24 protein-coding genes, 1 pseudogene and 1 riboswitch are annotated in these 23320 nt (G+C 61.4%); of the genes and pseudogenes, 19 read left to right on the forward strand and 6 right to left on the reverse strand.

Annotated elements, in window-relative coordinates:
• Window positions 1-107 precede the first annotated feature (107 nt).
• Window positions 108-324: riboswitch (cobalamin riboswitch) on the forward strand.
• 110 nt (window positions 325-434) lie between these two features.
• The 12 genes from btuB to BUE09_RS14670 all read left to right on the forward strand — a co-directional run bounded on the left by btuB (window position 435) and on the right by BUE09_RS14670 (window position 11852).
• Complete coding sequence (gene btuB, locus BUE09_RS14615) at window positions 435-2309, forward strand: TonB-dependent vitamin B12 receptor (protein WP_143164667.1); 1875 nt, start codon at window positions 435-437, stop codon at window positions 2307-2309.
• A gap of 36 nt (window positions 2310-2345) precedes the next feature.
• Window positions 2346-2915, forward strand: a complete 570-nt coding sequence (locus tag BUE09_RS14620; protein WP_073301752.1) for a hypothetical protein — start codon at window positions 2346-2348, stop codon at window positions 2913-2915.
• Window positions 2912-3523: a cob(I)yrinic acid a,c-diamide adenosyltransferase gene (gene cobO, locus BUE09_RS14625; RefSeq protein ID WP_073301754.1), complete on the forward strand. Its 612-nt coding sequence runs from the start codon at window positions 2912-2914 to the stop codon at window positions 3521-3523. The genes BUE09_RS14620 and cobO overlap by 4 nt, the downstream gene beginning before the upstream one ends.
• Before the next feature lie 145 nt (window positions 3524-3668).
• Window positions 3669-4964, forward strand: coding sequence for a cobyrinic acid a,c-diamide synthase CobB (locus BUE09_RS14630; RefSeq protein ID WP_073301756.1), 1296 nt, complete (start codon window positions 3669-3671; stop codon window positions 4962-4964).
• Window positions 4961-5611: a 5,6-dimethylbenzimidazole synthase gene (gene bluB, locus BUE09_RS14635; RefSeq protein ID WP_073301759.1), complete on the forward strand. Its 651-nt coding sequence runs from the start codon at window positions 4961-4963 to the stop codon at window positions 5609-5611. The genes BUE09_RS14630 and bluB overlap by 4 nt, the downstream gene beginning before the upstream one ends.
• Window positions 5608-6531 carry an adenosylcobinamide-phosphate synthase CbiB gene (gene cbiB / locus BUE09_RS14640; RefSeq protein WP_073301761.1) on the forward strand — a complete coding sequence of 308 codons (924 nt, stop codon included), beginning with the start codon at window positions 5608-5610 and terminating at the stop codon, window positions 6529-6531. The genes bluB and cbiB overlap by 4 nt, the downstream gene beginning before the upstream one ends.
• Window positions 6524-7516: a threonine-phosphate decarboxylase CobD gene (cobD, locus tag BUE09_RS14645; protein WP_073301763.1), complete on the forward strand. Its 993-nt coding sequence runs from the start codon at window positions 6524-6526 to the stop codon at window positions 7514-7516. Before cbiB ends, cobD begins: the two co-directional genes overlap by 8 nt.
• Complete coding sequence (locus BUE09_RS14650) at window positions 7513-8982, forward strand: cobyric acid synthase (protein WP_073301765.1); 1470 nt, start codon at window positions 7513-7515, stop codon at window positions 8980-8982. Before cobD ends, BUE09_RS14650 begins: the two co-directional genes overlap by 4 nt.
• The gene (gene cobU, locus BUE09_RS14655) at window positions 8979-9500 is read left to right on the forward strand and encodes a bifunctional adenosylcobinamide kinase/adenosylcobinamide-phosphate guanylyltransferase (RefSeq protein WP_073301767.1); all 522 of its coding nucleotides are present in this window, start codon (window positions 8979-8981) and stop codon (window positions 9498-9500) included. The genes BUE09_RS14650 and cobU overlap by 4 nt, the downstream gene beginning before the upstream one ends.
• A complete protein-coding gene (cobT, locus tag BUE09_RS14660; protein ID WP_073301769.1) occupies window positions 9497-10546 on the forward strand; it encodes a nicotinate-nucleotide--dimethylbenzimidazole phosphoribosyltransferase in 1050 nt (349 codons plus the stop codon). The genes cobU and cobT overlap by 4 nt, the downstream gene beginning before the upstream one ends.
• Window positions 10543-11136 (forward strand): alpha-ribazole phosphatase family protein, encoded by a 594-nt coding sequence (cobC, locus tag BUE09_RS14665; RefSeq protein WP_073301772.1) that lies wholly within the window; start codon window positions 10543-10545, stop codon window positions 11134-11136. The genes cobT and cobC overlap by 4 nt, the downstream gene beginning before the upstream one ends.
• Window positions 11121-11852: an adenosylcobinamide-GDP ribazoletransferase gene (locus BUE09_RS14670; RefSeq protein ID WP_073301774.1), complete on the forward strand. Its 732-nt coding sequence runs from the start codon at window positions 11121-11123 to the stop codon at window positions 11850-11852. Before cobC ends, BUE09_RS14670 begins: the two co-directional genes overlap by 16 nt.
• Before the next feature lie 9 nt (window positions 11853-11861).
• Here the strand turns inward: BUE09_RS14670 and modC are convergent, their stop codons facing one another.
• From modC to BUE09_RS14690, 4 genes are read right to left on the reverse strand one after another with little or no spacing between them, the layout of a single operon-like run.
• A complete protein-coding gene (gene modC / locus BUE09_RS14675; RefSeq protein WP_073301777.1) occupies window positions 11862-12953 on the reverse strand; it encodes a molybdenum ABC transporter ATP-binding protein in 1092 nt (363 codons plus the stop codon).
• On the reverse strand, window positions 12950-13639 hold the full coding sequence (gene modB, locus BUE09_RS14680) for a molybdate ABC transporter permease subunit (protein WP_143164668.1): 690 nt from the start codon (window positions 13637-13639) through the stop codon (window positions 12950-12952). The genes modC and modB overlap by 4 nt, the downstream gene beginning before the upstream one ends.
• 3 nt (window positions 13640-13642) lie before the next feature.
• Window positions 13643-14395, reverse strand: coding sequence for a molybdate ABC transporter substrate-binding protein (modA, locus tag BUE09_RS14685; protein WP_083380816.1), 753 nt, complete (start codon window positions 14393-14395; stop codon window positions 13643-13645).
• 8 nt (window positions 14396-14403) lie between these two features.
• The gene (locus BUE09_RS14690) at window positions 14404-15216 is read right to left on the reverse strand and encodes a TOBE domain-containing protein (RefSeq protein ID WP_073301781.1); all 813 of its coding nucleotides are present in this window, start codon (window positions 15214-15216) and stop codon (window positions 14404-14406) included.
• Between the two features lie 151 nt (window positions 15217-15367).
• Between BUE09_RS14690 and BUE09_RS14695 the strand changes: the two genes are divergently transcribed.
• Window positions 15368-15916, forward strand: a complete 549-nt coding sequence (locus BUE09_RS14695) for a glutathione peroxidase (RefSeq protein WP_073301783.1) — start codon at window positions 15368-15370, stop codon at window positions 15914-15916.
• 39 nt (window positions 15917-15955) lie between these two features.
• On the opposite strand, the gene BUE09_RS14700 is transcribed toward BUE09_RS14695, so the two are convergent.
• Window positions 15956-17290, reverse strand: a complete 1335-nt coding sequence (locus BUE09_RS14700) for an OmpP1/FadL family transporter (protein WP_073301785.1) — start codon at window positions 17288-17290, stop codon at window positions 15956-15958.
• 172 nt (window positions 17291-17462) lie between these two features.
• Window positions 17463-18308, reverse strand: a complete 846-nt coding sequence (locus BUE09_RS14705; protein WP_073301788.1) for a sulfurtransferase — start codon at window positions 18306-18308, stop codon at window positions 17463-17465.
• A 145-nt stretch (window positions 18309-18453) separates the two neighbouring features.
• Here BUE09_RS14705 and rnd point away from each other — a divergent pair, with 145 nt between their 5' ends.
• The 6 genes and pseudogenes from rnd (at window position 18454) to ltaE (ending at window position 23301) form a co-directional block, all read left to right on the forward strand.
• Window positions 18454-19578 carry a ribonuclease D gene (gene rnd, locus BUE09_RS14710; RefSeq protein WP_073301790.1) on the forward strand — a complete coding sequence of 375 codons (1125 nt, stop codon included), beginning with the start codon at window positions 18454-18456 and terminating at the stop codon, window positions 19576-19578.
• A complete protein-coding gene (locus BUE09_RS14715; protein WP_073301792.1) occupies window positions 19575-19868 on the forward strand; it encodes a YcgL domain-containing protein in 294 nt (97 codons plus the stop codon). The genes rnd and BUE09_RS14715 overlap by 4 nt, the downstream gene beginning before the upstream one ends.
• Before the next feature lie 85 nt (window positions 19869-19953).
• A pseudogene (locus BUE09_RS14720) lies at window positions 19954-20325 on the forward strand (hypothetical protein).
• Between the two features lie 176 nt (window positions 20326-20501).
• A complete protein-coding gene (locus BUE09_RS14725; protein WP_073301795.1) occupies window positions 20502-20951 on the forward strand; it encodes a YcgN family cysteine cluster protein in 450 nt (149 codons plus the stop codon).
• A gap of 52 nt (window positions 20952-21003) precedes the next feature.
• Complete coding sequence (locus tag BUE09_RS14730) at window positions 21004-22230, forward strand: hypothetical protein (RefSeq protein ID WP_073301797.1); 1227 nt, start codon at window positions 21004-21006, stop codon at window positions 22228-22230.
• Window positions 22231-22296: 66 nt separating this feature from the next.
• Window positions 22297-23301, forward strand: a complete 1005-nt coding sequence (gene ltaE / locus BUE09_RS14735; protein WP_073301799.1) for a low-specificity L-threonine aldolase — start codon at window positions 22297-22299, stop codon at window positions 23299-23301.
• Window positions 23302-23320 lie beyond the last annotated feature (19 nt).

Below are 23320 nucleotides of genomic sequence, written 5' to 3' on the forward strand. Positions count from 1 at the left end.
AGCCAATCGGCGCCGGGTGTTCCGGCAAATTGCTGACAGCGGCATCTAAACGTGCCGCGGCGTAGCGTCCGGATCGCTTTCGGTTGCGCTGTGCAGGGCCTTGGACTACCCTCCGCGCTGCTTCAGGTGCCCCCTGGCTAAAAGCCAGTGGGTGAAACAGGGAAGCCGGTTCATTCGATGAAGATTCCGGCGCTGCCCCCGCAACGGTAGGCGAGACAGGACACCGCTCACAGCCACTGTGCCACAGGCATGGGAACGCCGCGGTTCCGGGATGCAAGGCATCCGCTCGCAAGCCCGGAGACCGGCCTGTCGCATTCCACGGCAGTGCGGCGGGCGCTGATCGGGGTGCGGCTGCTTGCACCTGCGCTCCTTTCGCATTCTCCGTCTGCCCTTATCGACTGTTGTCGTGCGGCGGGCATGACGGAGACCTGAACTTGACCTGCAAGATCCTCAACACCTCGGCAGCGTGCGTGCTGCTTGGCTATGCTTCGCTGTCCGATGCTCAGCCGATCCAGCCGCTGAATCTCAACGAACAGGTGGTAACGGCCACGCGCACCGAGCAGGTGCTCAGTCGTATTGCCTCCACCAGCGTCATCACTCGCGAACAGATTGTGCGCAGCCAGGTGCAGAGCGTTCCTGAACTGCTACGCGGCTTGGTGGGCGTCAACGTCACCTCCAATGGTGGCCGCGGCAAGACCTCGTCCGTCTACGTGCGCGGTACCAGCAGCCAGCATCTGCTGGTGCTGGTCGATGGGGTGAAAATCGGTTCGGCGACGTCAGGCGGCGCATCGCTGGAAAACATTCCGGTCGAGCAGATCGAACGTATCGAACTGGTCCGTGGACCGCGTTCCAGCCTGTACGGCTCGGAAGCCGTGGGCGGGGTCATGCAGATCTTCACGCGGCGCGGTGAAAGCGAAGGGTTCAAACCCTATTTTTCGGCAGGTGCCGGCAATCGTTCCAGCTTCGACGGTACTGCTGGCCTCTCTGGTAACCAGGGTGCCGGCTGGTTCAATCTCGGCGTGGCAAGCGCCTCAACCGACGGTATCAATTCGCGGGCCTATCGGCCTACCGCGCCACGCGCATACGAAGCTGATGCCGACGGCTATCGCGAGCTGTCCGGCGCTTTGCGCGGCGGCTATCGTTTCGATAACGGACTGCAGCTGGATGGCAGCTGGTTGCACGTCGACACCCACAGCGACTACGACTCTCGGTCCACTTCAGGTGCAACTGGCCGCTTTGCCTATAGTGACGGCAGCCAACAAGTCATCGGCGGCCGAGCACGATTTACGCCGTTCGATCCGTGGCTGGTGACTCTGCAGGCCGGACACAGCGAAGACAACACGGATAATTTCCGCGACGGTCGCTTCTATTCGCGTTTTGACACCAAGCGTGATTCTTTCAATTGGCAGAACGACTTCAGCGTGGCCGACGACCAATTGCTCACCCTGGGTTTTGATTACCAGCAAGACCGCATCGACGTCACCGACGACTATGCGGTGGACACTCGAGATAACAAGGGCGCCTACCTGCAGTATCAGGGCCGCTTCGGCCGTCATGGCCTGTTGGCTGGCCTGCGTCGTGATGACAACGAGCAGTTCGGCAACCATGACACCGGCAACCTTGGCTGGAGCTATGACCTGCGCGAAAACCTGGTGCTGAGCGCGTCCTACGGCACGGCATTCAAGGCGCCCACCTTCAACGATCTATACGCGCCGGACACCGGCTTCACGGCCGGCAATCCCAACCTGCAGCCTGAAGAGTCGCAAAGCTACGAGCTGGGTTTGAGGGGTGAGCAGCGATGGGGTGAGTGGAGCCTAAACGCGTTCGAAAATCGGATTGAGGACCTGATCATCTGGGCCGGTAGCAGCCCGATGCAGCCGCAGAACGTCGACGTGGCGCGCATCCGCGGGATCGAGGGCGTTGTCGGCACTGATCTGCTGGGCTGGGATGTTGTCACCTCGGTGACAGTTCTCGATCCTCAGGACCGCAGCAAGGCCAATCACGGGCATCTGCTGCCACGTCGTGCAAAACGTTCGCTGAATGTCGATCTGGATCGCGCCATCGGCCGCTTCGCTATCGGCACGACGCTGTATGCCGCAAGCGAACGTTTCGACAGATCCAGCAATACCGATGCTGAGCGTTTGCCCGGCTATGCCCTGGTCGATCTGCGGGGCGAATACCGTCTCGATGATGCCTGGCGGCTGCAGGCAAAGCTGAGCAACCTGTTCGACCGCGACTACGAAACCATCCAGACCTATGAACAGCCCGGCCGCGCGATCCATTTCACGATCCGCTACCAAGCCCTCTAATCGCGCCCGCTGGCGTGTCGCCCAAAGGAGAACACGATGATCAAACTATCCCCAAAAGCCCAACTGGCGGTCGGTCTGGCGCTGGTCGCGCTGATGGCCATGACCCGCGGCCAGCATTTCGCTTCGCTCAACCTGCCAAGCGCCTCCTGGGCAGTGTTCTTTCTGGCGGGTGTGCTGCTGGCGCCGCGTTGGGTGTTCCCGGCTTTGTTCGTTGAGGCCTCGCTGCTGGATTTTGTGGCCATTGAATGGCAGGGCGTGAGCAGCTACTGCGTATCACCGGCGTACTGGATGCTGGTGCCTGCCTACGGCTCCCTGTATCTCGGCGGACGGATGTATGCGCGGTTGCACCGTGATCACCTCAGCAGCCTGCCATTGTTGGCGGGCCTGGTAATACTCAGCGCCTTCGTGTGCTACCTGTTTTCGGGCGGCGGTTTCCTGTTCTTTTCCGGGCGCTATCCGGATCCGAACCTGGCGCAGCTGGCCGAGCGCATCGGCACGTACTATCCCCGTTATCTGGGCAATCTCGCGTTATATGTCGGCACCGCAGCGGTGATGTTTGTTGGCCTGCGTGCCTGGAACGCACAACGCCAAGGAGCCTGCTCATGAATGAGTCCAGTGAGCGCGATACCCGTCACAAGGCGCGCATGCAGCGTAAAAAGGCCGTTGTAGACGAGAAGATTGCCGAAGCGCAGGACGAGTACGGCCTCCTGCTTGTGCACACCGGCAATGGCAAGGGCAAGAGCAGTTCGGCCTTCGGTATGGTCGCGCGTGCGCTCGGCCACGGCATCAAGGTCGGCGTGGTGCAGTTCATCAAAGGCGCGGCGAGTACCGGCGAGGAGAGTTTCTTCCGACGCTTCCCCGATGAGGTTCGCTATCACGTGATGGGCGAGGGGTTCACCTGGGAGACCCAGGACCGCCAGCGTGACATCGCCAAGGCAAAGGAGGCGTGGAACGTCGCCGCACAGCTACTGGCTGATCCAGACATTGGCCTTGTCGTGCTGGATGAGCTGAACATTGCCCTTAAGTACGGCTATCTGGAACTGGACACGATCCTCGCTGATATCGAGTCGCGACCGCTATTGCAGCATGTGGTGGTCACCGGCCGCGGCGCGCCGCCGGGCCTGATCGAGGCCGCCGATACCGTGACTGAAATGAGCTTGGTCAAACATGCGTTCAAGTCAGGCGTAAAGGCGCAGAAAGGGGTGGAGTTCTGATGTCTGCTTTGACGACGAGCGTAGGGTGGATGACGCGTTTTTCATCCGCCGTTGGCGTTGGTGGTGGATGGGTGAAGCGTTATCCACCCTACGGTGCCGCACCATTTGCGCAGGGCTCGATCTCCGTCCCGAGTGCGATCGCACGATGAGCGGGCCACGCCAGTGCCCAGCCTTGTTGATAGCCGCACCCGCCTCAGGCCAGGGTAAAACCACCGTAACGGCTGGCCTGGCGCGCTTGCACACCCGCGAAGGCAAACGAGTCCGGGTCTTCAAGTGCGGCCCGGATTTTCTCGATCCAATGGTGCTGGCCCGCGCCAGTGGCCACCCGGTCTATCAGCTCGATTTGTGGATGGTTGGCGAGGCCGAAAGCCGTTGCTTGCTGTGGGAAGCGGCGGGCGATGCCGACCTCATCCTTATCGAAGGTGTGATGGGACTGTTCGATGGCGCGCCCTCGGCGGCCGATCTGGCGCGGCAGTTTGGCGTGCCGGTATTGGCGGTGGTCGACGGATCGGCCATGGCGCAGACATTCGGGGCGCTCGCTCACGGTTTGGCCAGCTATCAGCCGGATCTGCCGTTTGCCGGCGTGCTGGCTAACCGGGTCGGCAGCAGTCGCCATGGCGAGATCCTGCGTGATTGCCTAACGGAGCAGATAGGCTGGTTCGGTGCGTTGCCTCGCGGAGAATCCGTAGGCATTCCCAGCCGCCACTTGGGCCTTGTGCAAGCGCAGGAATTGGCTGATCTGGATGTCCGGCTCGATGCGGCTGCCGATGCCCTCGCGGCAAGCGCGGATTGCAGGCTGCCGGCAGCGGTCAGCTTCTCGCCATCGCCATCCGAGAAGCTGCCTAAGTTGTTGAGCGGGGTGCGTATCGGTGTGGCGCGTGACGCTGCTTTCTCCTTTATCTATCAGGCCAACCTCGATCTGCTACAGGCGCTCGGTGCGCAATTGCTGTTTTTCTCGCCGCTGCGGTCTTCCCGTTTGCCTGCCGTAGATAGTCTTTACCTGCCTGGTGGCTACCCGGAACTGCACCTGCAGGCATTGAGCCGTAACCACACAATGGCAGAAGCAATACGCGCCCATCATGAAGCCGGCAAGCCTACGCTCGCCGAATGTGGCGGCATGCTCTATCTACTCGACGGCCTGACGGGCCAGGACGGGGTGCGCGAAGACATGCTTGGCCTGATGCCCGGCGAAGCGACGATGCAGAAGCGTTTTACCGCGCTGGCGCTGCAGGAAGTACAGCTGCCGGAGGGGCGCTTGCGCGGCCACACCTTTCACCATTCTTCCCTTGAGTCGCCGATGCAGCCGCTGGCGCGAGGTGAATGCCCGAACTACAAACGCACTGCCGAGGCGGTCTACCGGCAGGGGCGGCTGACGGCTTCCTACATTCATTTCTACATGCCGTCCAATCCCATTGCGACCGCGGCGATGCTCAGCCCATGAGCGAGTTTGCCTTTACTGACGAACAGCGCGCAGGGGTTTACCGGGCGATTAGCGAGCGCCGCGACATGCGTCACTTCAGCGGTGGCGAGGTCGCACCTGAGCTGCTGGCGCGCCTGCTCGAGGCTGCGCATCAGGCGCCCAGCGTTGGCTTGATGCAGCCTTGGCGGTTTGTGCGTATCAGCCGTCCCGAATTGCGCAATGCAATTGCTGAGCTGGTCGAGCAGGAGCGTCACTTGACCGCCGCTGCGCTGGGCGAGCGCGGCGAGGCCTTCATGAAGCTCAAGGTCGAGGGCATTCATGATTGCGCCGAATTACTGGTCGTTGCGCTGATGGACGGCCGCGAAACACATGTGTTTGGTCGTCGCACGCTACCGGAAATGGACATCGCTTCGGCCGCCTGTGCGATCCAGAATCTCTGGCTCGCGGCGCGGGCCGAGGGGCTGGGTATGGGTTGGGTCTCGCTGTTCGATCCTGACGCGCTGGCGAATCTGCTGCAGATGCCCGTCGGCGCCAAACCAGTTGCGGTGATCTGCCTGGGACCGGTGCTCGAATTTTATCCCGCGCCAATGCTCAAGCTCGAAGGCTGGACCGAGCCGAGACCGCTTTCCGAGTTGCTATTCGAGGACTTCTGGGGCCAGCAATCGTGAGTGTTGCGCTAAGTTGCTTGGCTGGGATAGCGCTTGACGCTCTGCTCGGCGAACCTCGTCGCGGTCATCCGCTGGCTGCGTTCGGCAAACTGGCCGATCGGCTCGAGCATCACTTCAACGGGCCCGGCGGTCGCGGCTGGCGCAGCCATGGCGTTACCGCCTGGTGCCTTGCCGTGCTACCACTGACGGGATTGGCGTGGCTGCTCGGTTCGTTGCCGACTGTTGGTTGGCTGGTTGAGATTTGCTTGCTCTACATGGCTTTGGGACTGCGCAGCCTTGGCGACCATCTGCTGCCGGTAGCTCGGGCGCTGCGCCAGGGTGACTTGGCTGAGGCGCGCCAGCGCGTCGGCTTTATCGTCAGCCGCGATACACGTGAACTCGACGAGCAGGGCGTCGCCCGAGCCGCGACCGAGTCCGCATTGGAGAATGGTAGCGATGCGGTATTCGCTGCGCTGTTCTGGTTCGTTCTGGCGGGCGCGCCGGGCGTGGTGCTGTATCGACTGTCCAATACCCTCGATGCCATGTGGGGTTACCGCAATCAGCGATTCGAGCGATTCGGTTGGGCTGCGGCGCGGATCGATGACGGACTTAATTTCATACCGGCCAGGCTGGTTGCGCTGACCTATGCATTGTTGGGGCAGACGCACCGTGCCTGGCGCTGCTGGCGTACCCAGGCCCCACTGTGGGACAGCCCCAACGCCGGCCCCGTAATGGCTGCTGGGGCCGGTGCGTTAGGCGTGGCGTTGGGCGGTCCAGCCGTCTACCACGGCGAGGTGCATCACAGACCCATGCTCGGAGAAGGCGAAGCGCCTCAGGCTCGAGACATCGAGCGCGCACTGGACATGGTCTGGGCGGGGGTCGGTCTCTGGTTGCTGGTGTTGTTGTTGGCGCTTTTGTTAAGAGGCTGGATGCATGCTTGAGCACGGCGGAAGGCTGCGTAGGGCGGCCGAGCATTTCGATATTCCGCTACAGGATTGGCTGGATCTCTCCACCGGTATTGCCCCCTACGGTCTCGATCTGCCAGCCATTCCCGCCGACGCCTGGCTGCGTTTACCGGAAACCGAAGACGGACTGGAGGCCGCCGCAAAGAGCTATTTCAGTGTCACATCGTTGCTGCCAGTGGCTGGCTCTCAGGCTGCGATCCAGATGTTGCCGCGCTTGCGCGGGCCTCAGCAGGTCGGGATCGTATCGCCCTGTTATGCGGAGCACGCAAAGGCGTGGCGTCGTGAAGGGCACCGCGTCAGCGAATTCAGTGAGGGCAGCGTACGACGCGCGCTCGATGGGCTCGACGTGCTGGTCGTGGTCAACCCGAACAACCCCACGGGTCGCCTGTTGCCACCGGAACCGCTGCTCGACTGGCATGGCCGTCTCGCCGAGCGTGGCGGCTGGCTGATCGTCGACGAAGCCTTCATGGACCCGACACCGTCACACAGCCTGGCTCCACATAGCCACTTGCCGGGGCTGATCGTTCTGCGCTCGTTCGGCAAGTTCTTCGGCATGGCTGGTGCGAGGCTGGGTTTCGTGCTGGCGGAACAGAGCTTGCTGACCATGCTCAGTAACGCCTTGGGTCCGTGGCCGATTGCTGGCCCGTCACGTTTGATCGGTACGGTATTGCTTGCCGATGGCGGGGGGCAGCGTCGTCAACGCGAGCGTTTGCTTGGCGATAGCGAACGCTTGGCGCAGTTGCTGGTGGGGCAGGGCTTGCCGCCCACTGGAGGCTGTGGGCTTTTTCATTGGGTTGTGACGGAGGAGGCGACGATGCTCCGCGAGTATCTGGCCTGCCATGGCATTCTGGTGCGACGCTTTCAATATCCGCCAAGCGTACGCTTCGGGCTGCCGGCGGACGAAGCAGGGTGGGCGCGACTGACGCGGGCGCTGACCAGCTATCAAACGGTGCGCACATGAGCACCTTGATGGTCCAGGGCACAACCTCTGACGCTGGCAAGAGCACGCTGGTGACCGCGCTGTGTCGCTGGCTCAAGCGGCAGGGCGTCTCGGTCGTGCCGTTCAAGCCGCAGAACATGGCGCTGAACAGTGCGGTTACCACCGACGGCGGCGAGATCGGCCGCGCTCAAGCGGTGCAGGCCCAGGCCGCAGGATTGAAGCCGCACACCGATATGAATCCCATCCTGCTCAAGCCCAACAGCGATGTCGGTGCGCAGGTGATCATCCATGGTCGCGCCGTCAGCAACATGGATGCCGTGGCCTACCACGACTATAAGCGCGTGGCGATGGAGGCGGTGCTGGCGTCGCACCGGCGCCTGCGCGACGCCTATCAGGTGGTAATGGTCGAAGGCGCGGGTTCGCCGGCCGAGATCAATCTGCGCGCCAACGATATCGCCAACATGGGCTTCGCCGAAGCGGTCGACTGCGCGGTGATCCTGATCGCCGATATCGATAAGGGCGGCGTGTTCGCGCACTTGATCGGCACGCTGGCTTTGCTCAGCCCCAGCGAGCAGGCGCGGATCAAGGGCTTCGTGATCAACCGTTTTCGCGGCGATATTGCGCTGCTGCAGCCGGGCCTGGACTGGCTCGAACAGCGCACGGGCAAGCCTGTTCTCGGGGTGCTGCCGTACCTTATAGATTTCCACCTCGAAGCAGAGGATGCCGTCGACGTGCGTCAGTCCGCGAAGAGCGAGCAAACCTTGAAGGTCGTGGTGCCGGTCTTGCCGCGAATCAGCAATCACACCGACTTCGATCCGCTGCGTCTGCATCCTCAGGTTGATCTCTGCTTTGTTGGGCCCGGGCAGGCGATCCCGCCTGCGGACCTGATCATCCTGCCGGGATCAAAAAGCGTGCGTGCGGATCTTGCCTGGCTGCGCGAGCAAGGTTGGGAGGCGGCTATCCAACGGCATCTGCGCTACGGCGGCAAGCTGCTCGGAATCTGTGGCGGGCTGCAGATGCTCGGCGAATGCATTGCTGATCCGCTCGGTCTGGAAGGGCCGGGTGGGCAGAACGAGGGGCTGGGACTGCTTCGGTTCTCTACAACGCTGGCTGCCCACAAGCAGCTGCGGAACGTGCATGGACGACTGGGAATCGATGACGTCGAGATCAGCGGCTACGAGATTCACGCAGGAATCAGTGACGGACCGGCACTGGAGCGTGCCGCCGTACGACTCGACGACGGCCGCCTGGATGGTGCGATCAGCGAGGACGGTCAGGTGCTCGGCACCTACCTCCACGGCCTGTTCGAGTCACCAGCTGCCTGCGAGGCGCTGTTGCGCTGGGCGGGGCTGGAGAGTCCGCAGCGGGTCGACTACCAGGCATTGCGAGAACGCGACATCGAACGTCTGGCGGACCTGGTCGAGAAGCACTTGGATGTCGGGCGACTGCTGACGCTTTGCCGCCTACCAACGGAGACGGATGCATGATCGAACTTATCCTCGGCGGCGCGCGGTCCGGCAAGAGTCGTTTGGCCGAGCGGCTTGCGGTTGAAAGTGGCCTGGCGGTTACCTATATCGCCACGAGCCAGCCATTGGATGGCGAGATGAACGAACGCATCGCTCATCACCGAGCCCGGCGCCCCGCCAGCTGGGCCTTGATTGAAGAACCGCTGACGCTCGCTTCTGTCCTGCGTGAACACACCCGTGCGGACCGCTGCCTGCTGGTGGACTGCCTGACGCTTTGGCTGACCAATCTGCTGATGCTGGACGACCAGGTTCGCCTGACGGAAGAACGTGCGGCCTTGCTTGAGTGCCTCGCTGACCTACCGGGGCGGGTGCTATTGGTCAGTAACGAAACAGGGCTGGGCGTGGTGCCGCTGGGGGAGTTGACTCGCCGATATGTCGATGAGGCGGGCCTGTTGCACCAGGCCCTCGCCGAGCGTTGTCAGCGCGTGGTGTTCACCGTGGCGGGTTTGCCAATGACCCTGAAAGGAGCGGCGCTTTGAACAAGCAATGGTGGCTGGAACCCTGTCGGCTGCCGGACGAAGCGGCCCGCCAGGCGGCACGCCAGCGCGATGCCCAGTTGACCAAGCCGGCGGGTTCGCTGGGACGTATCGAAGCGGTAGTGCCGCAGTTGGCGGCTTTGCAGGGTCGCGCTCGTCCGTCAGCGGAGCACGTTTTCATCGCCATTTTTGCGGGTGATCATGGCGTTGCCGAAGAAGGCGTCTCGGCGTTCCCGCAATCGGTGACTGGGCAGATGCTTACCAACTTCGTCAACGGTGGAGCAGCGATCAGTGTGCTGGCGAAGCAGCTCGAGGCGACCCTGGAAGTGGTTGATTTGGGGACAGCGGCACCGTTGTCGTTGCCTCGGGTGCGCCATCTTTCGCTGGGGCCGGGCACCCGCAATTTCGCCAGGGAATCGGCGATGAGTGCCGAGACCTGCCAGCTCGCCATGCAGGCCGGGCGCGACAGCGTGCTGCGGGCGCAACAGCAGCGGAGCGAGCTGTTTATTGGTGGCGAGATGGGCATCGGCAATACCACTACTGCGGCCGCGCTGGCCTGCGCTTTGCTGGGTTGCTCGCCGCACGAATTGGCCGGGCCGGGCACCGGCTTGGACCTGGCTGGAGTGGCGAATAAGCGTGCAGTCATCGCGCGGGCACTGGCGCTGCACGCGGGATCGCACGACACCCTCGGCTGGATGCAGCGGCTCGGTGGTTTCGAACTGGCTGCGCTCACTGGCGCCTATTTAGCGTGCGCACAGCAAGGCATCGTTGTGCTGGTCGACGGCTTTATCTGCAGTGTGGCGGCGCTGTGTGCGGTGCGTCTGAACCCAGCCTGTCGTGACTGGCTGCTGTTCGCCCACCGCTCGGCTGAGCCGGGCCATGCCGCTGTGCTCGGCGCATTGGATACTCAGCCGTTGCTCGACCTTGGCCTGCGTCTGGGCGAGGGCAGCGGCGCGGCGCTGGCGGTTCCGCTGCTCCGGATGGCCTGTGCGCTGCACGACGGTATGGCCACATTCGAAGAAGCCGCCGTTGCGGTGAAACACTCATGAGCGTGCAGCTGGAGTTGCTGCGTCACGGTGAAACTGAAGCCGGCGGCGGTTTTCGCGGGCGGCTGGATGATGCCCTTACCGCAACAGGCTGGCGGCAGTTGCGAGCAGCCGTTGTCGGCGCCGGACCCTGGGACCGCATCATCAGTTCACCCCTGCGCCGCTGCGCGGATTTCGCAGCTGAACTCGCCGAACAACGGTCACTTGAGCTCGAACTTGAACCCGACCTTCGCGAACTGGACTTCGGCGATTGGGAAGGGCGCACCGCGGCGGACCTGATGGTCGATCAGAGCGAAGCCCTGGGCCGCTTCTGGAGCGACCCGTACGGCTTCACTCCGCCCGGCGCGGAGCCCGTCGCCGACTTCGAGGCCCGCGTGCTGGCAGCAATCGAGCGGCTGACTGATCGATGCGCAGGCGAACGCGTACTGCTGATCACGCACGCGGGCGTGATGCGGCTGCTCCTGGCGCAGGCGCGTGGGTTGCCGCGCGAATGTCTGCTGCAGGTTGAGGTCAGTCATGGGGCATTGTTCGGGCTGAGAACCGGGTTCGCCGACGCCACGCTCTGGCTGGAAGAACGATGCAGCCCTTTCTGATCGCGCTGCAGTTTCTCACCTGCCTCCCGGTACGGCTGCGCGGCATGCCCGAGCCGCAGCAAATCGGCAGGTCGCTGCTGTATTACCCGCTGGTGGGGTTGCTGCTCGGCGGCATGCTCTGTTTGCTCGACATGGCGCTCGGCAACGCGGCGCCGCCTTTGAAGGCCGCTTTGCTGCTGGCCGTGTGGGTTTGGCTCACCGGTGCGCTGCACCTCGACGGCCTGGCCGACAGTGCGGATGCCTGGCTGGGCGGCTTCGGCGACCGGGAGCGAACCCTGGCGATCATGAAAGACCCCTGCAGCGGCCCGGTTGCGGTCGCCGTGCTGGTCTTAGTGCTGCTGCTGAAGTTCGTCGCGTTATGGACGCTGCTCGAGCAAGGCAATCCATGGGTGCTTTTGGCGGTGCCGCTGTTAGGGCGAAGCGCAATGCTGGGGTTGTTTCTCACCACGCCCTATGTGCGCCCGGGCGGTTTGGGGCAAGCGTTGGCCGAGCACATGCCGCGATCAAAAGTTCGCTTGGTACTGGCGCTGATCGTGCTCGCCGGCATGCTGATGGGGACCAGTGGCTGGATTGCGCTGGCGATTGCCGCGGGCGTGGGGCTGCTGGTGCGCCGCAGCCTGATTCAGCGTTTGGGCGGGACCACGGGCGACACGGCCGGAGCATTGTTGGAGCTGGTCGAGTGCGCGGTGCTGGTCGGCCTGGCGCTGCTGGGCTAGGACGACACCTCAGCCCAGCAGCGCGACTGTCTTGATCTGCGCCCAAAACGCCTTGCCTTCGGTCACGCCGAGCTGGTCGGCGGAGCGCCGCGTGATTCGAGCTAACAGCGGCGTACCTTGAGCGTTCAGACGAACAAGCACATGAGCGGGCGTATCGGCGCTGACCACTTCAGCAACCCGCACGGGTAGCAGGTTACTGATGCTGGTGCCTTCGGCACGTTCCAGCGTCAAACTGACATCCCGCGCATGCACACGAAAGCGCAGCCGATGACCGACCGATTCGCTCCGTTGCGCCACCAGAACGTCACCGCCCTGAAACGTCAGGCGCGTGAGGTGGTAATCGATGTCGTGCCCGGCAATTTCCGATTCGATGACGACGCCTGCATCCTCACCGAACGCAGTCGGTAGATCGAGGCGTGCAAGGGTTTCGTGCAGCGGCCCCTGCGCAACGACCTGGCCCTCATCGAGCAGAACCAGGTGATCAGCCAGTCGCGCCACTTCGTCAGGTGCGTGGCTGACATAGAGGAGCGGTATATCCAGCTCGTCGTGCAAACGTTCGAGGTACGGCAGGATTTCCTGTTTGCGCTTCATGTCGAGGGCAGCCAGAGGCTCGTCCATCAGCAGCAGGCGGGGGCTGGTCAGCAGTGCGCGTGCGATCCCGACCCGTTGTCGCTCGCCACCGGAAAGTCGCTCTGGCATGCGATCCAGAAGATGCTCGATGCCAAGCAGTTCTACAGCCTGATTCCAGACGACACGCCGGTCCTGAGCTGGGACGCGCTTCATGCCGAATTCGAGATTGCCCTTGACGGACAGATGGGCAAACAGATTGGCATCCTGAAACACGTAACCAATCGGGCGCTGGTGCGGTGGCACGAACAACTGGCGGCTCGAGTCTTGCCAGCAGTCGCCATTGACCACCAGTGTTCCCGTGCTGCTGCGCTCGAGCCCGGCGATGCAGCGCAAGCAACTGGTCTTGCCCGAGCCCGAGGGGCCGAACAGGGCGCTGACACCACGGCCCGGTAGTTTGACGTCCACGTCGAGAGCGAAGCCTGGATGGGCCAGACGCAGCTGTGCATGTATCCCGCTCAGGTTGTTGTTCATCCGCGCCACCCCTGCCGCAGCGGGCTTGCATAGAGAACGAGCAGCACCAGAAAGGAAAACACCAGCATCCCGCCGGCAAGCCAGTGCGCCTGGGCGTATTCCAGGGCTTCAACGTGATCGTAAATCTGCACGGACAACACGCGGGTTTTCTCGGGGATGTTCCCGCCGATCATCAGCACGACACCAAACTCGCCCACCGTATGGGCGAAGCCGAGAATGCTGGCCGTCACGAAGCCTGGCCGCGCCAGCGGCAACACGACGCTGAAGAAGGTGTCCAGTGGTCCTGCACGCAAGGTCATCGCGGCTTCCAGGGGACGTTCGCCAATCGCTTCGAAGGCGTTCTGCAACGGTTGCACCACGAAGGGCATCGAGTAGAACACCGAGCCCACGACCAGACCGGCAAAGGTGAACGGCAGAACGCCCAGACCGAGCGTTTGGGTCAGTTGCCCAACGGGACCATTGGGGCCCATCGCCACCAGCAGGTAGAAGCCGAGCACACTGGGCGGGAGTACGAGAGGCAGCGCCACCACGGCGCCAATGGGGCCTTTCAGGCGTGAGCGGGTCCTCGCCAGCCACCATGCGATGGGGGTTCCGAGTAGTAACAGCAGAACGGTGGTGATGCTGGCGAGTTTGAGCGTCAGCCAGATCGCCGAAAGACTGGCCTCATCCAGGGCGGGCATTTCCATCACCTACCGACCATAACCGTAGGCGTTGATCACCTCGGTTGCCTTTGCGCTTCGCAGGTAATCGAGCAGTGCGTGCGCCGCTGGGTTGTCGAGACCTTTGGTCAGCAGCAGAGCGTCCTGGCGAATCGGTGGATGATAGGTGGCGGGTATTACCCAGCCGGACCCCTGCCGGATTTCACCGCTTTCGATTACCTGAGAAAGTGCGACGAAGCCGAGTTCGGCGTTGCCGCTGGCGACGAATTGATGGGTTTGTGCGATGTTTTCGCCTTGCACCAGCTTGCCCCTGACCAAATCGGCAAGACCCAGCTTTGTCAGCGTCGCCATCGCTGCAGCGCCGTAGGGTGCGGTTTTCGGGTTGGCGATCGCGAGGTGACGATATGGCTGATGGGTAAGCACCTTGCCCTGATCGTCGACATAACCTTCATTGGCTGACCACAACACCAATGTACCGATGGCGTAGGTGAAGCGGCTTCCAGCAACGCCCAACCCTTCGTCTTCCAGCCTGGCTGGAATTTGTTCATCCGCTGCCAGCAGTATTGAGAAAGGCGCACCGTTGCGAATCTGCGCGTAGAGCTTTCCAGTCGAGCCGAAGGACAGCAGTACCTTATAGCCGGTGTCGCGTTCGAACTGTTCAGTGATGACGCGCATGGGCGCGGTGAAATTCGACGCCACCGCAACCTGGATTTCATCGGCATGGCCGGTCAAAGGCGTAAGTGCAGCCAGCGCCGCGACAAGGGCCATACGAATACGATTCATCATCTCGGTCAATCTACCGCGATTATCACGTGAGAGGCTTTGATCAGCGCCGTACAGGGCTGGCCGACGGCCAATCCGAGCGCTTCGGTGCTTTCATTGGTGATGACTGCGCTCAGCGTGCGGTTGCCGGGCAGAAGCAGCTTGACCTCACAGCTGACCGCGCCAGGCGTAATCGAGCCGACTGTTCCGCTCAGGCGGTTGCGGGCGCTGATCTTGACGTCGGGATCAGGCGACAGCAGGACGAAGCTGGCTTTGACCAGCGCCATGGCGATCTTGCCCGGCGCGAGCTGAAGCTCGTCGATGCTGTCGTTGGTCAGCGTGGCGGTCATGGTTTGTCCGTCGCCGATATCCAGGCTGACGCTGCCGTTCACCGCGCCTCTTTCAACCTGCGTGATGCGGCCCCGAAACTGGTTGCGTGCACTGGTTTTCATCGCGATCGCCCGGAGCAGTTTGTCGAAATCCTCGAACCCATCGATGCCCTGGGCGACCTGTGCCAGGAAGCGTTCGTACTCGTGCTGCATGCGCTGCCAGATGTGCAGCATCTCTCGACCGAACTCGGTCAGTTGTGTTCCGCCGCCCTTGGCACCGCCGGCGCTGCGCATCACCAGTGGCCGTTCGGAGAGATTGTTCATCGCATCCACCGCATCCCAAGCCGCCTTATAGCTTAGCTTGATAGCTTTGGCGGCTCGGCTGATGGAACCGGTCGCCTCAATCTGTTCGAGCAGCTCGATGCGTTTGCCACCGAGATAGCCCTTCTCGCCACGGTTGAACCAGAGCTGCCCATCAATGCGCAATGGCTCGAATTGTCTCGGATCGCTCATGTTTGGTTCCGGTCAGGGGAGGTCATTCTGACAAGCGCTATATAGGTTTGTATATAGCGTTTTTGTTTTGGCTGATCGTGAAGCGATGGACGTCGTTGCTCCCGGCGTGACTCGGGAGTAGCGTGGCTTCGATCACGTCTGGAGCGTAGCCATGAAAATCAAATGGATTGCCGCCTCACTTGCGTTACTTTTAGTGGCTGGGTCCGCAACGGCCGAACAGTGCCCCGCGTTGCTACAGCATGACCTTCCGAAGCTGCGATCAAAGGAAACCATCGATCTTTGCGAGCAGTTTCAGGGCAAGGCATTGGTGGTGGTCAACACCGCCAGCTTTTGCGGCTTCGCTCCGCAATTCAAGGGGCTGGAGGCGTTGTATCAGCGTTACAAAGATGATGGGCTGATGGTTCTCGGCGTGCCGTCAGATGACTTTTTTCAGGAGTCGGACGATGCGGCCGAAACGGCCGAAGTCTGCTACGTCAACTATGGCGTGACCTTCCCGATGGCGCAGACACAGCCCGTACGTGGCAGCGATGCGACACCACTTTTCCGTGAACTGGCCGAGCAGGCCGGAGGGGCGCCGCGCTGGAACTTCTACAAATACGTAATTGATCGCAACGGCAAGGTGGTCGACTACTTCTCGAGCAAAGTCGAACCGGATGATCCAGAGCTGATTGCTGCGGTGGAGAAAGCGTTAGGCAAGTAGCGGGAGGATGCCCCGACCGAGTGGTCGGGGCGGGGTGTATCAGAAGCGGTAGGTCATGGCAGCGCCGAAACCGTGAGCGCTGTTCTCGTAGGTGGCGTTGTAGCTTTGCTGCACCGCGCCGCCCGCGTATGACTTGTCCTGGTTGATGGTCGTATCCTCTTCCCAGAGGTAGGAGTAAGCCAGATCGACCGTCATGTCGTCGGTCGGGTTCCAGGCCAGACCAAAGCTCACCGCAGTACGGTCCCCGGTTGGAATGCGTGGCGAGCGGTGGGTGTTGTTGGTTGGGCTCTGGTCGAACGCTAGACCGGTACGCAGAGTCCATTGCTTGTTCAGCTTGTAGGCTGCACCAAGCGCATAGGACCAGGTGTCATGCCAATCTTGGGGCTCCGTTATCGTACCGAACTGCGTCGCTGCGGCAGGGTTCAGTCCTTGGTTCTCCACCGAGATTTGTTCCAGGCGGCTCCAGCGGGTCCACATCGCGCCGGCATAGAGCGTCCAATCAGCGTTCAGCTCGTGAGTGACCGAAACGTCCACCGACTCGGGTGTCTCAAGGTCGAGCGAGGCGTCGTATTTGCCATAGGCATTGACACTTCTCCCAGGTATTGCGCTACCAAGTACCGGATCATTACCTGAGATTTGAGTATCGCCTTCCAGCTTGTAGTCGACGCTCGAATGGTAAGTGATGCCGGCACGGGTGTGCGGAGTGAACTCATAGAGCGCGCCGACGTTGAAGCCCAGAGCGGTATCGTCTCCCTCGATCTTGACGCGGCTGTCAGTGGCGCCGGCAATGCCGGGAACCGCGCTTTCCAACTGTCCATCGATCCGGTTGATCGTCGGTCCAAAACCAACTGACAATTTTTCGTTAAAGCGATAGCTCACGGTTGGCTGTACCGTGATGACCCGCACTTCGCTGTAGTCGCCGAAATAGCGGCCCTGGAAACCGCTTTCGTAATCAGTAATCAGTCCGAAGGGGACATAGACGCCGACACCCAAAGCCCATTTATCGTCGATGGGTTTGACGTAATAGCCCATTGGCACCGCCGTTACAGGGACCATGTCGCCGTCATTGGTGCCTGACGTAGGACCGGCACGCCCAGCTAAGCCATTGGCGAATGCTCCAGAGGCATCCTTGATATCCGTCTTGGCACTGATCGCTGCCATGCCGAAGCTGACCTGCTCGCGCTTTAGGCGTGACATCCCGGCAGGGTTGCCGAACAGAGTAGTGGCGTCATCGGCAGAAGAGGAGCGACCGGCGAACGAGGTGCCCATGCCGCTGATGCTTTGTTCGTTAAGGGCGAAGCCGGCAGCCATGGCCTGAGTGGAAAGGGCACCTACGGCTACTGCGATCGCAGTCTTCAACCATGTTTTTTTCATTGTTGTACTCCAGAGGAAAAAGCGGCTCGGACCCTATCAAGCTTCTCTGACGTGTCGCAAACGAAAGAGTGCAATTTTTCGTAAAGCGCGACGATCGGCGCCGATAAAAGGTCGAACTGTTGATAAAACCCACTGGGCTGAAGTTGACCATACGGTCATTTTTATCTGCCGGTCACGCGAGGGGTCGTGCTGGATCATTGATCCACTCGCTCCATGAGCCTGCGTACAGTTTGGCCAGTGGGTAGCCGGCCAGGCAGAGGGAAAACAGGTTATGACAGGCCGTTACGCCAGATCCGCAGTAAGCCACAAGGGTATCTGCTGGCTGATCGGTCAGTAGTCGATCGAATCGTGAGCGGAGCTGATCGGAGGGGAGAAAGTGTCCAGTGGCGTCAAGGTTCTCAGAGAACGGTACACAGCGCGCGCCGGGAATATGCCCGGCCACGGGATCGATGGGTTCCTGTTCGCCGAGAAAGCGGGGCAGGGCACGAGCGTCGATTAGTGTCAGGCCAGGTTGCTCAAGGCGTTCCGTCAGTTGTTGTGCAGAGATCAGCAGGTCGTCGTCGGGTGTGCCGTCGAACTGACCGGGCGGAACGTTTGCCGATTCGGCGGTTACCAACCCGCCGGCATCACGCCAGGCTTTGAGTCCACCATCCAGCATATAGACACCGCTGCGTTTGCCCAGCCATGCCAGCAGCCACCATGCCCGCGCGGCGAAGGCGCCGGGGCCGTCGTCGTAGAGCACGACTTCGCTGTCATTGTTAAGGCCTGCAGCGCGAAGGCGTGCGATCAATTGCTCCGGCTGTGGCAACGGATGTCGTCCGGTCTGGCCGCGAATAACCGAGCCTGACAGGTCCTTTTCCAGATCGAGAAAGCGCGCCCCGGGGATATGCGCCTGCTCATAGCCACGTCTACCGTAATCGGGATCATCAAGGGCGAACCGGCAATCGAAAATGCACAGATTCGGCTTCGAAAGTCGTGTAGTCAGTTCAGTGCTGTCGATCAGTTGAGCAAGCGGCATGGCAGGTCTCCGTGCGGATTTTGCGGGAACGTTATCACGCAGGCCTGCACGGCCGATCAAAGCGCTGCGAATACGGGGCGCGATATATACTGCGTGCCTTTTCGCCCGCTCGTCGGTCGTAACACCGAACAACAAGGAGGGCCTAGTGGCCATCGAAACTCAATGGGTGCTGGACGATGCGCAACTGACCCGCCTTTGTGCCGAGTGGCGCCAACTGCCTTATGTAGCGGTGGACACGGAGTTTATGCGGGTCGATACGTTCTACCCGATCGCCGCGCTGCTGCAGGTGGGCGATGGACGTTGTGCCTATCTTATCGACCCATTGCTGATCACCGATTGGACTGCTTTTGCGGATCTACTGACGGATCAGTCCGTGGTGAAAGTTCTGCATGCCTGCAGCGAGGATCTGGAGGTCCTCTGGCGACTAACCGGTAGTCTGCCGATGCCGTTGTTCGACACGCAACTTGCCGCAGGCTATCTGAACATCGGATTCTCAATGGGCTATTCGCGATTGGTGCAGAGTGTGCTGAACATCGAGCTTCCCAAAGGCGAGACCCGTTCCGATTGGCTCCAGCGACCCTTGAGCGAGATGCAGGTGCGCTATGCCGCCGAGGATGCACAGCATCTTGCTGAGCTGTACGAGGCGCTGCTGCCGAAGCTATCCGAGGAGAAACGAGCATGGGTGATGGAGGACGGCGCCGAGCTGGTCGCTAATCTTCAGCGTGAAACCGATCCTGACGAAGCCTACCGTGAGATCAAGCAGGCCTGGCGCCTCAAGCCGCGTCAGCTTGCGGTGTTGCGCGTGCTGACGGCCTGGCGTGAGCGGCAGGCGCGAGCACGCAATCAGCCCCGTAATCGCGTATTGCGTGAGCACAGCCTGTGGCCGCTGGCGCGCACCCAGCCGACCGATCTGGTAGGCCTGGCGCGTATCGACGACATGCATCCGCGCACGGTGCGCCAGGACGGCGAGACGTTGCTCGAACTGATCCGCACTGCCGCTGCTACGCCCGAGCAGGACTGGCCGGAATCTTTACCGGAGCCATTGCCACTCGACGCGTCGGCTCTGCTGAAGAAGTTGCGTGCCGTTGGACAGCGCGAAGCGGTGGCACTCGATATCGCCCCCGAACTGATGCTGCGCAAGAAGGTGCTGGAAGCCTTGTTGAAGTCCGGATACCCCGACGGTCCTTATGAACTGCCTGAGTCGCTTCGCGGTTGGCGCCGTGAACGAATGGGGCAAGACCTTCTCGACGTGCTGGAAGATAAATCATGAAACGCATCTGCTCCATTTATAGAAGCCCGCGCAAGAGCGGAATGTACCTGTACGTCGAGCGCAGCGAAGCGCTCGCTCGGGTGCCGGAAGCCTTGCTCGCTGCCTTCGGCCCGCCGCAGCTAGCCTTCGATATCGTCCTTACGCCTGAACGTAGTTTGGCGCAGGAGGACATCACAACGGTGCTCGAGAATCTGGAAAAGCAGGGCTACCACCTGCAGATGCCGCCGCCCGACGAAGACTATATCGAGCACCTGCCTGAAGAGCTTTTGCGCAGAAACGACCCGATATAAACCTTAGGTATCACTGACGAGCTACAAGGAACACGGCCTGCGGCGGACTTATTCTCAGGTGAGATTAACCAAGCGGAGATGGCTCATGAACATTCGCCCATGGATTATTGGTCCCGTCCTGGCTGGTCTGGTCGCAACGGCCCAAGCCCAACCTGCAGCAGACAATAACGAGCAAGCCTGGCAGCAACATTGGCAGCAACATTGGCAGCAGATGCAGGAGTACCGTCAGGCTTGGGAAAATGCCAAAACACCTGACGAGAGGCAGAAGCTTCGCGACCAGCACTGGTAGAGCATGCGGTCGGGGTTCGGCATGATGAGTGGCTGCCCGATGGGTCAGCAGGGTGGCGGCATGGGCAAGTCCGGAGGCATGGGTATGCAGGGCGGGATGAACGGCGGCCCTATGATGGGCATGCAACCTTCCAAAGAAATGCTGGACCTGCGCATCAAGCATATGTAACAGATGCTCGAGCAAATGCGCAGTCATCGGAACCTGCTGGACAAAAGCTGACGATGCGGCGGCCGCCTTGGTAGCCGTGGGCGGCCTAGCATGTCGTCCGTCTACCGAAGGGCCATCTGCTATTGGCCGGTCGTCTGCTGCCAGCTAGACTCGCACGTTTTCCGAGATGGCTATTCATGGCAGCAAAAGTCGAACCCTTCTGGATGCGTAAGACTCTGGCCGAGCTGGACTCGGCCGAGTGGGAGTCGCTATGCGACGGCTGTGGTTTGTGCTGCCTGCAAAAGCTCGAGGATGAAGAGGATGGCAGCGTCTACTACACCCGTATCGCCTGCAAGCTGCTTGATCTGAAAAGCTGTCGGTGCACCGACTACCCAAATCGCCGCGCCAGTGTTCCTGACTGCGTCCAGCTGACAGCTAAAGACGCTGCGCAATTCAAATGGTTGCCACCCACGTGTGGCTATCGTCTTGTAGCCGAAGGGAAGGACCTTCCGCTTTGGCATCACCTTGTGTGTGGCGATCCGGATGCGGTACATGCTGAGCGGATTTCCCAGTCGGGCCGGATGATCGCCGAAGGCTCCGTGGCTGACGAAGACTGGGAAGATCATCTGATATTCCGGGCCGGTTGAATCTACTTCAACCCGCGTCGTCATAGCACTGAACCCTATCTGGAGCCGCTCGATGCCCCGCCGTCAGTTACCGCTGCTTGCCGTTCTGTTGCTCTCTTTCGTTGCGCCACTTCAGGCGGCCAAACGGGTCGATCTGGACTACACCGTCAAGTTCGTTCCCGAACAGGATGCGGCAGAAGTGGAGCTCCTTCTTGAGGACGGCAGTGCCGTTAAGTCCCTCGATCTGAATATCGGCGGGGAAGGAGCCTACAGCGATTTCCAAACCGATGGCGAAAGCAGCTGGGAGCAGCAGGGTGATCGCGGTGTCTGGCGACCTATGCCTGGCAAAGCTCGGCTAAGTTACCGGGTTAAGATCAGTCATCAGCGCAAAAGCGGCCGCTTCGATGCGCGGATGACCGACGACTGGACGTTGCTGCGCGGAGACGATCTGGTACCTGCCGGTCGCCTGGACCAGCAAGATGGCGTCAAACTGGTTTCTCGCTTGCAGTTTGAGCTGCCTGATGATTGGAAAAGCGTCGAAACCGGCTGGCCGCGTATCGGCAAGAATCGCTTTCGCATCGACAATCCCGAGCGCCTTTTCGATCGCCCGACTGGCTGGATTCTCGCCGGCAAGCTTGGCAGCCGCCGGGCTAGGCTCGGTGAAACCGATGTGTCGGTGTCCGGTCCGGTGGGCGAGGGGCTGCGCAGGATGGATATCCTCACCCTGCTGACCTTTGTCTGGCCTGAAATGCAGAATGTTTTTCCGCGGGACCCAGAGAAGCTCCTGATCGTGGGGGCTGGCGATCCAATGTGGCGAGGCGGTTTGTCTGGCCCTAACTCACTGTTCATGCATGCCGACCGGCCGTTGGTCAGTGAGAATGGCACCAGTTCGCTCGTGCATGAGCTGGTTCATGTGTTCAGCCGAATCTCCGACGCCGATCGCAGTGACTGGATCAGCGAGGGGCTGGCTGAGTACTACGCGATCGAGCTGATGCGCCGCGCCGGTGGGATGAGTGAGGATCGCTACCAGGCAGTTCGTGAACACCTGACCAAATGGAGTCGCAAGGTCGACAGCTTGCGAACCGAACGATCCAACGGCCCGATCACCGCCAGAGCTGTGCTGCTATTGCAGGAGCTCGATCGGGAGATTCGTCAGCGCAGCAAGGGGCGCCACTCGCTTGATGATGTTGCGCGCGGTCTTATGCGTCTGGATCGTGTGACCACCGAAGATTTCATCGATATCACCGAAACCATGCTGGGTGGCGGCTCGGAAGTTTTGGATACTCGGCTGCTGCGCTAGCTGTTCGCTGCACAGCGCAAATCCGTGCGTTCTCAGGAATCAACCCTATTTGAGCAAGGCGTTTCAATGAATCTGATCGATCTTCGCAGTGACACTGTGACTCAGCCGACACCCGGCATGCGAGAAGCCATGGTGACCGCCGTCACGGGCGATGATGTCTATGGTGAGGACCCGACGGTCCACCAGTTGGAACAAAGGCTGGCAGCGCGGCTGGGTTTAGAGACTGGATTGTTCGTCCCCAGCGGAACCATGAGCAATCTATTGGCGCTGATGGCGCACTGTGAGCGTGGCGATGAATACATCGCCGGGCAGCTGGCCCACGCCTACAAGTACGAGGCGGGAGGCGCGGCGGTGCTTGGTTCCATCCAGCCGCAGCCGATCGAGATGGAGCCGGATGGCTCGTTGGATCTGGCACGCGTCGCGGCGGCGATCAAGCCGGAAGACTTCCATTTCGCCCGTACGCGTTTGCTGGCGCTGGAAAATACCATGCACGGCAAGGTCCTGCCGCTCGCCTATCTGGCCGAGGCCAGAGCGTTCACGCGGGAGCGTGGACTTGCGCTTCATCTGGACGGTGCTCGCCTGTTCAACGCGGTGGTCAAGCTCGGTTGCACGGCGGAAGACATCGGCCGCCACTTCGACTCGGTGTCGGTGTGTTTGTCCAAGGGTCTCGGGGCGCCAGTCGGTTCGGTGCTTTGCGGTAGCCAACCCTTAATCGCTAAGGCCAGGCGGCTGCGCAAAATGGTCGGCGGTGGCATGCGCCAGGCGGGCGTGTTGGCGGCGGCGGGCCTCTATGCGCTTGAGCACCAGGTGCAGCGCCTTGCTGACGATCACCAGCGGGCGCACGACATCGCCAGGGGTCTGGAGGCGCTGGGTTATCGTGTCGAGCCCGTTCAAACCAATATGGTCTACGTTGATATGGGCGATCGTGCGGCGTCGCTCAAAGCGTTCTGCGCAGAGCGTGGAGTTGTCATCACCGCGGCGCCTCGGTTGCGGTTAGTGACGCATCTGGATGTGTTGCCCGAGCATGTCGATCCGATTTTGGAAAGCTTCTCCGCTTTCCTCAAGGCATAGGTTCGAATCGCTGTCGAAT

Origin of the sequence: Stutzerimonas xanthomarina DSM 18231 (genome assembly GCF_900129835.1) — a bacterium.
Lineage (GTDB): Bacteria > Pseudomonadota > Gammaproteobacteria > Pseudomonadales > Pseudomonadaceae > Stutzerimonas > Stutzerimonas xanthomarina.

Excerpts from the sequence above, each read along its gene's own strand:
- BUE09_RS14620 (WP_073301752.1), top strand. The coding sequence starts at position 2,346 with ATGATCAAACTATCCCCAAAAGCCCAACTGGCGGTCGGTCTGGCGCTG.
- cobO (WP_073301754.1), top strand. The coding sequence starts at position 2,912 with ATGAATGAGTCCAGTGAGCGCGATACCCGTCACAAGGCGCGCATGCAG.
- BUE09_RS14630 (WP_073301756.1), top strand. The coding sequence starts at position 3,669 with ATGAGCGGGCCACGCCAGTGCCCAGCCTTGTTGATAGCCGCACCCGCC.
- bluB (WP_073301759.1), top strand. The coding sequence starts at position 4,961 with ATGAGCGAGTTTGCCTTTACTGACGAACAGCGCGCAGGGGTTTACCGG.
- cobD (WP_073301763.1), top strand. The coding sequence starts at position 6,524 with ATGCTTGAGCACGGCGGAAGGCTGCGTAGGGCGGCCGAGCATTTCGAT.
- BUE09_RS14650 (WP_073301765.1), top strand. The coding sequence starts at position 7,513 with ATGAGCACCTTGATGGTCCAGGGCACAACCTCTGACGCTGGCAAGAGC.
- cobU (WP_073301767.1), top strand. The coding sequence starts at position 8,979 with ATGATCGAACTTATCCTCGGCGGCGCGCGGTCCGGCAAGAGTCGTTTG.
- cobC (WP_073301772.1), top strand. The coding sequence starts at position 10,543 with ATGAGCGTGCAGCTGGAGTTGCTGCGTCACGGTGAAACTGAAGCCGGC.
- BUE09_RS14670 (WP_073301774.1), top strand. The coding sequence starts at position 11,121 with ATGCAGCCCTTTCTGATCGCGCTGCAGTTTCTCACCTGCCTCCCGGTA.
- modC (WP_073301777.1), bottom strand. The coding sequence starts at position 12,953 with ATGAACAACAACCTGAGCGGGATACATGCACAGCTGCGTCTGGCCCAT.
- modB (WP_143164668.1), bottom strand. The coding sequence starts at position 13,639 with ATGGAAATGCCCGCCCTGGATGAGGCCAGTCTTTCGGCGATCTGGCTG.
- modA (WP_083380816.1), bottom strand. The coding sequence starts at position 14,395 with ATGAATCGTATTCGTATGGCCCTTGTCGCGGCGCTGGCTGCACTTACG.
- BUE09_RS14690 (WP_073301781.1), bottom strand. The coding sequence starts at position 15,216 with ATGAGCGATCCGAGACAATTCGAGCCATTGCGCATTGATGGGCAGCTC.
- BUE09_RS14695 (WP_073301783.1), top strand. The coding sequence starts at position 15,368 with ATGAAAATCAAATGGATTGCCGCCTCACTTGCGTTACTTTTAGTGGCT.
- BUE09_RS14700 (WP_073301785.1), bottom strand. The coding sequence starts at position 17,290 with ATGAAAAAAACATGGTTGAAGACTGCGATCGCAGTAGCCGTAGGTGCC.
- BUE09_RS14705 (WP_073301788.1), bottom strand. The coding sequence starts at position 18,308 with ATGCCGCTTGCTCAACTGATCGACAGCACTGAACTGACTACACGACTT.
- BUE09_RS14715 (WP_073301792.1), top strand. The coding sequence starts at position 19,575 with ATGAAACGCATCTGCTCCATTTATAGAAGCCCGCGCAAGAGCGGAATG.
- BUE09_RS14725 (WP_073301795.1), top strand. The coding sequence starts at position 20,502 with ATGGCAGCAAAAGTCGAACCCTTCTGGATGCGTAAGACTCTGGCCGAG.
- BUE09_RS14730 (WP_073301797.1), top strand. The coding sequence starts at position 21,004 with ATGCCCCGCCGTCAGTTACCGCTGCTTGCCGTTCTGTTGCTCTCTTTC.
- ltaE (WP_073301799.1), top strand. The coding sequence starts at position 22,297 with ATGAATCTGATCGATCTTCGCAGTGACACTGTGACTCAGCCGACACCC.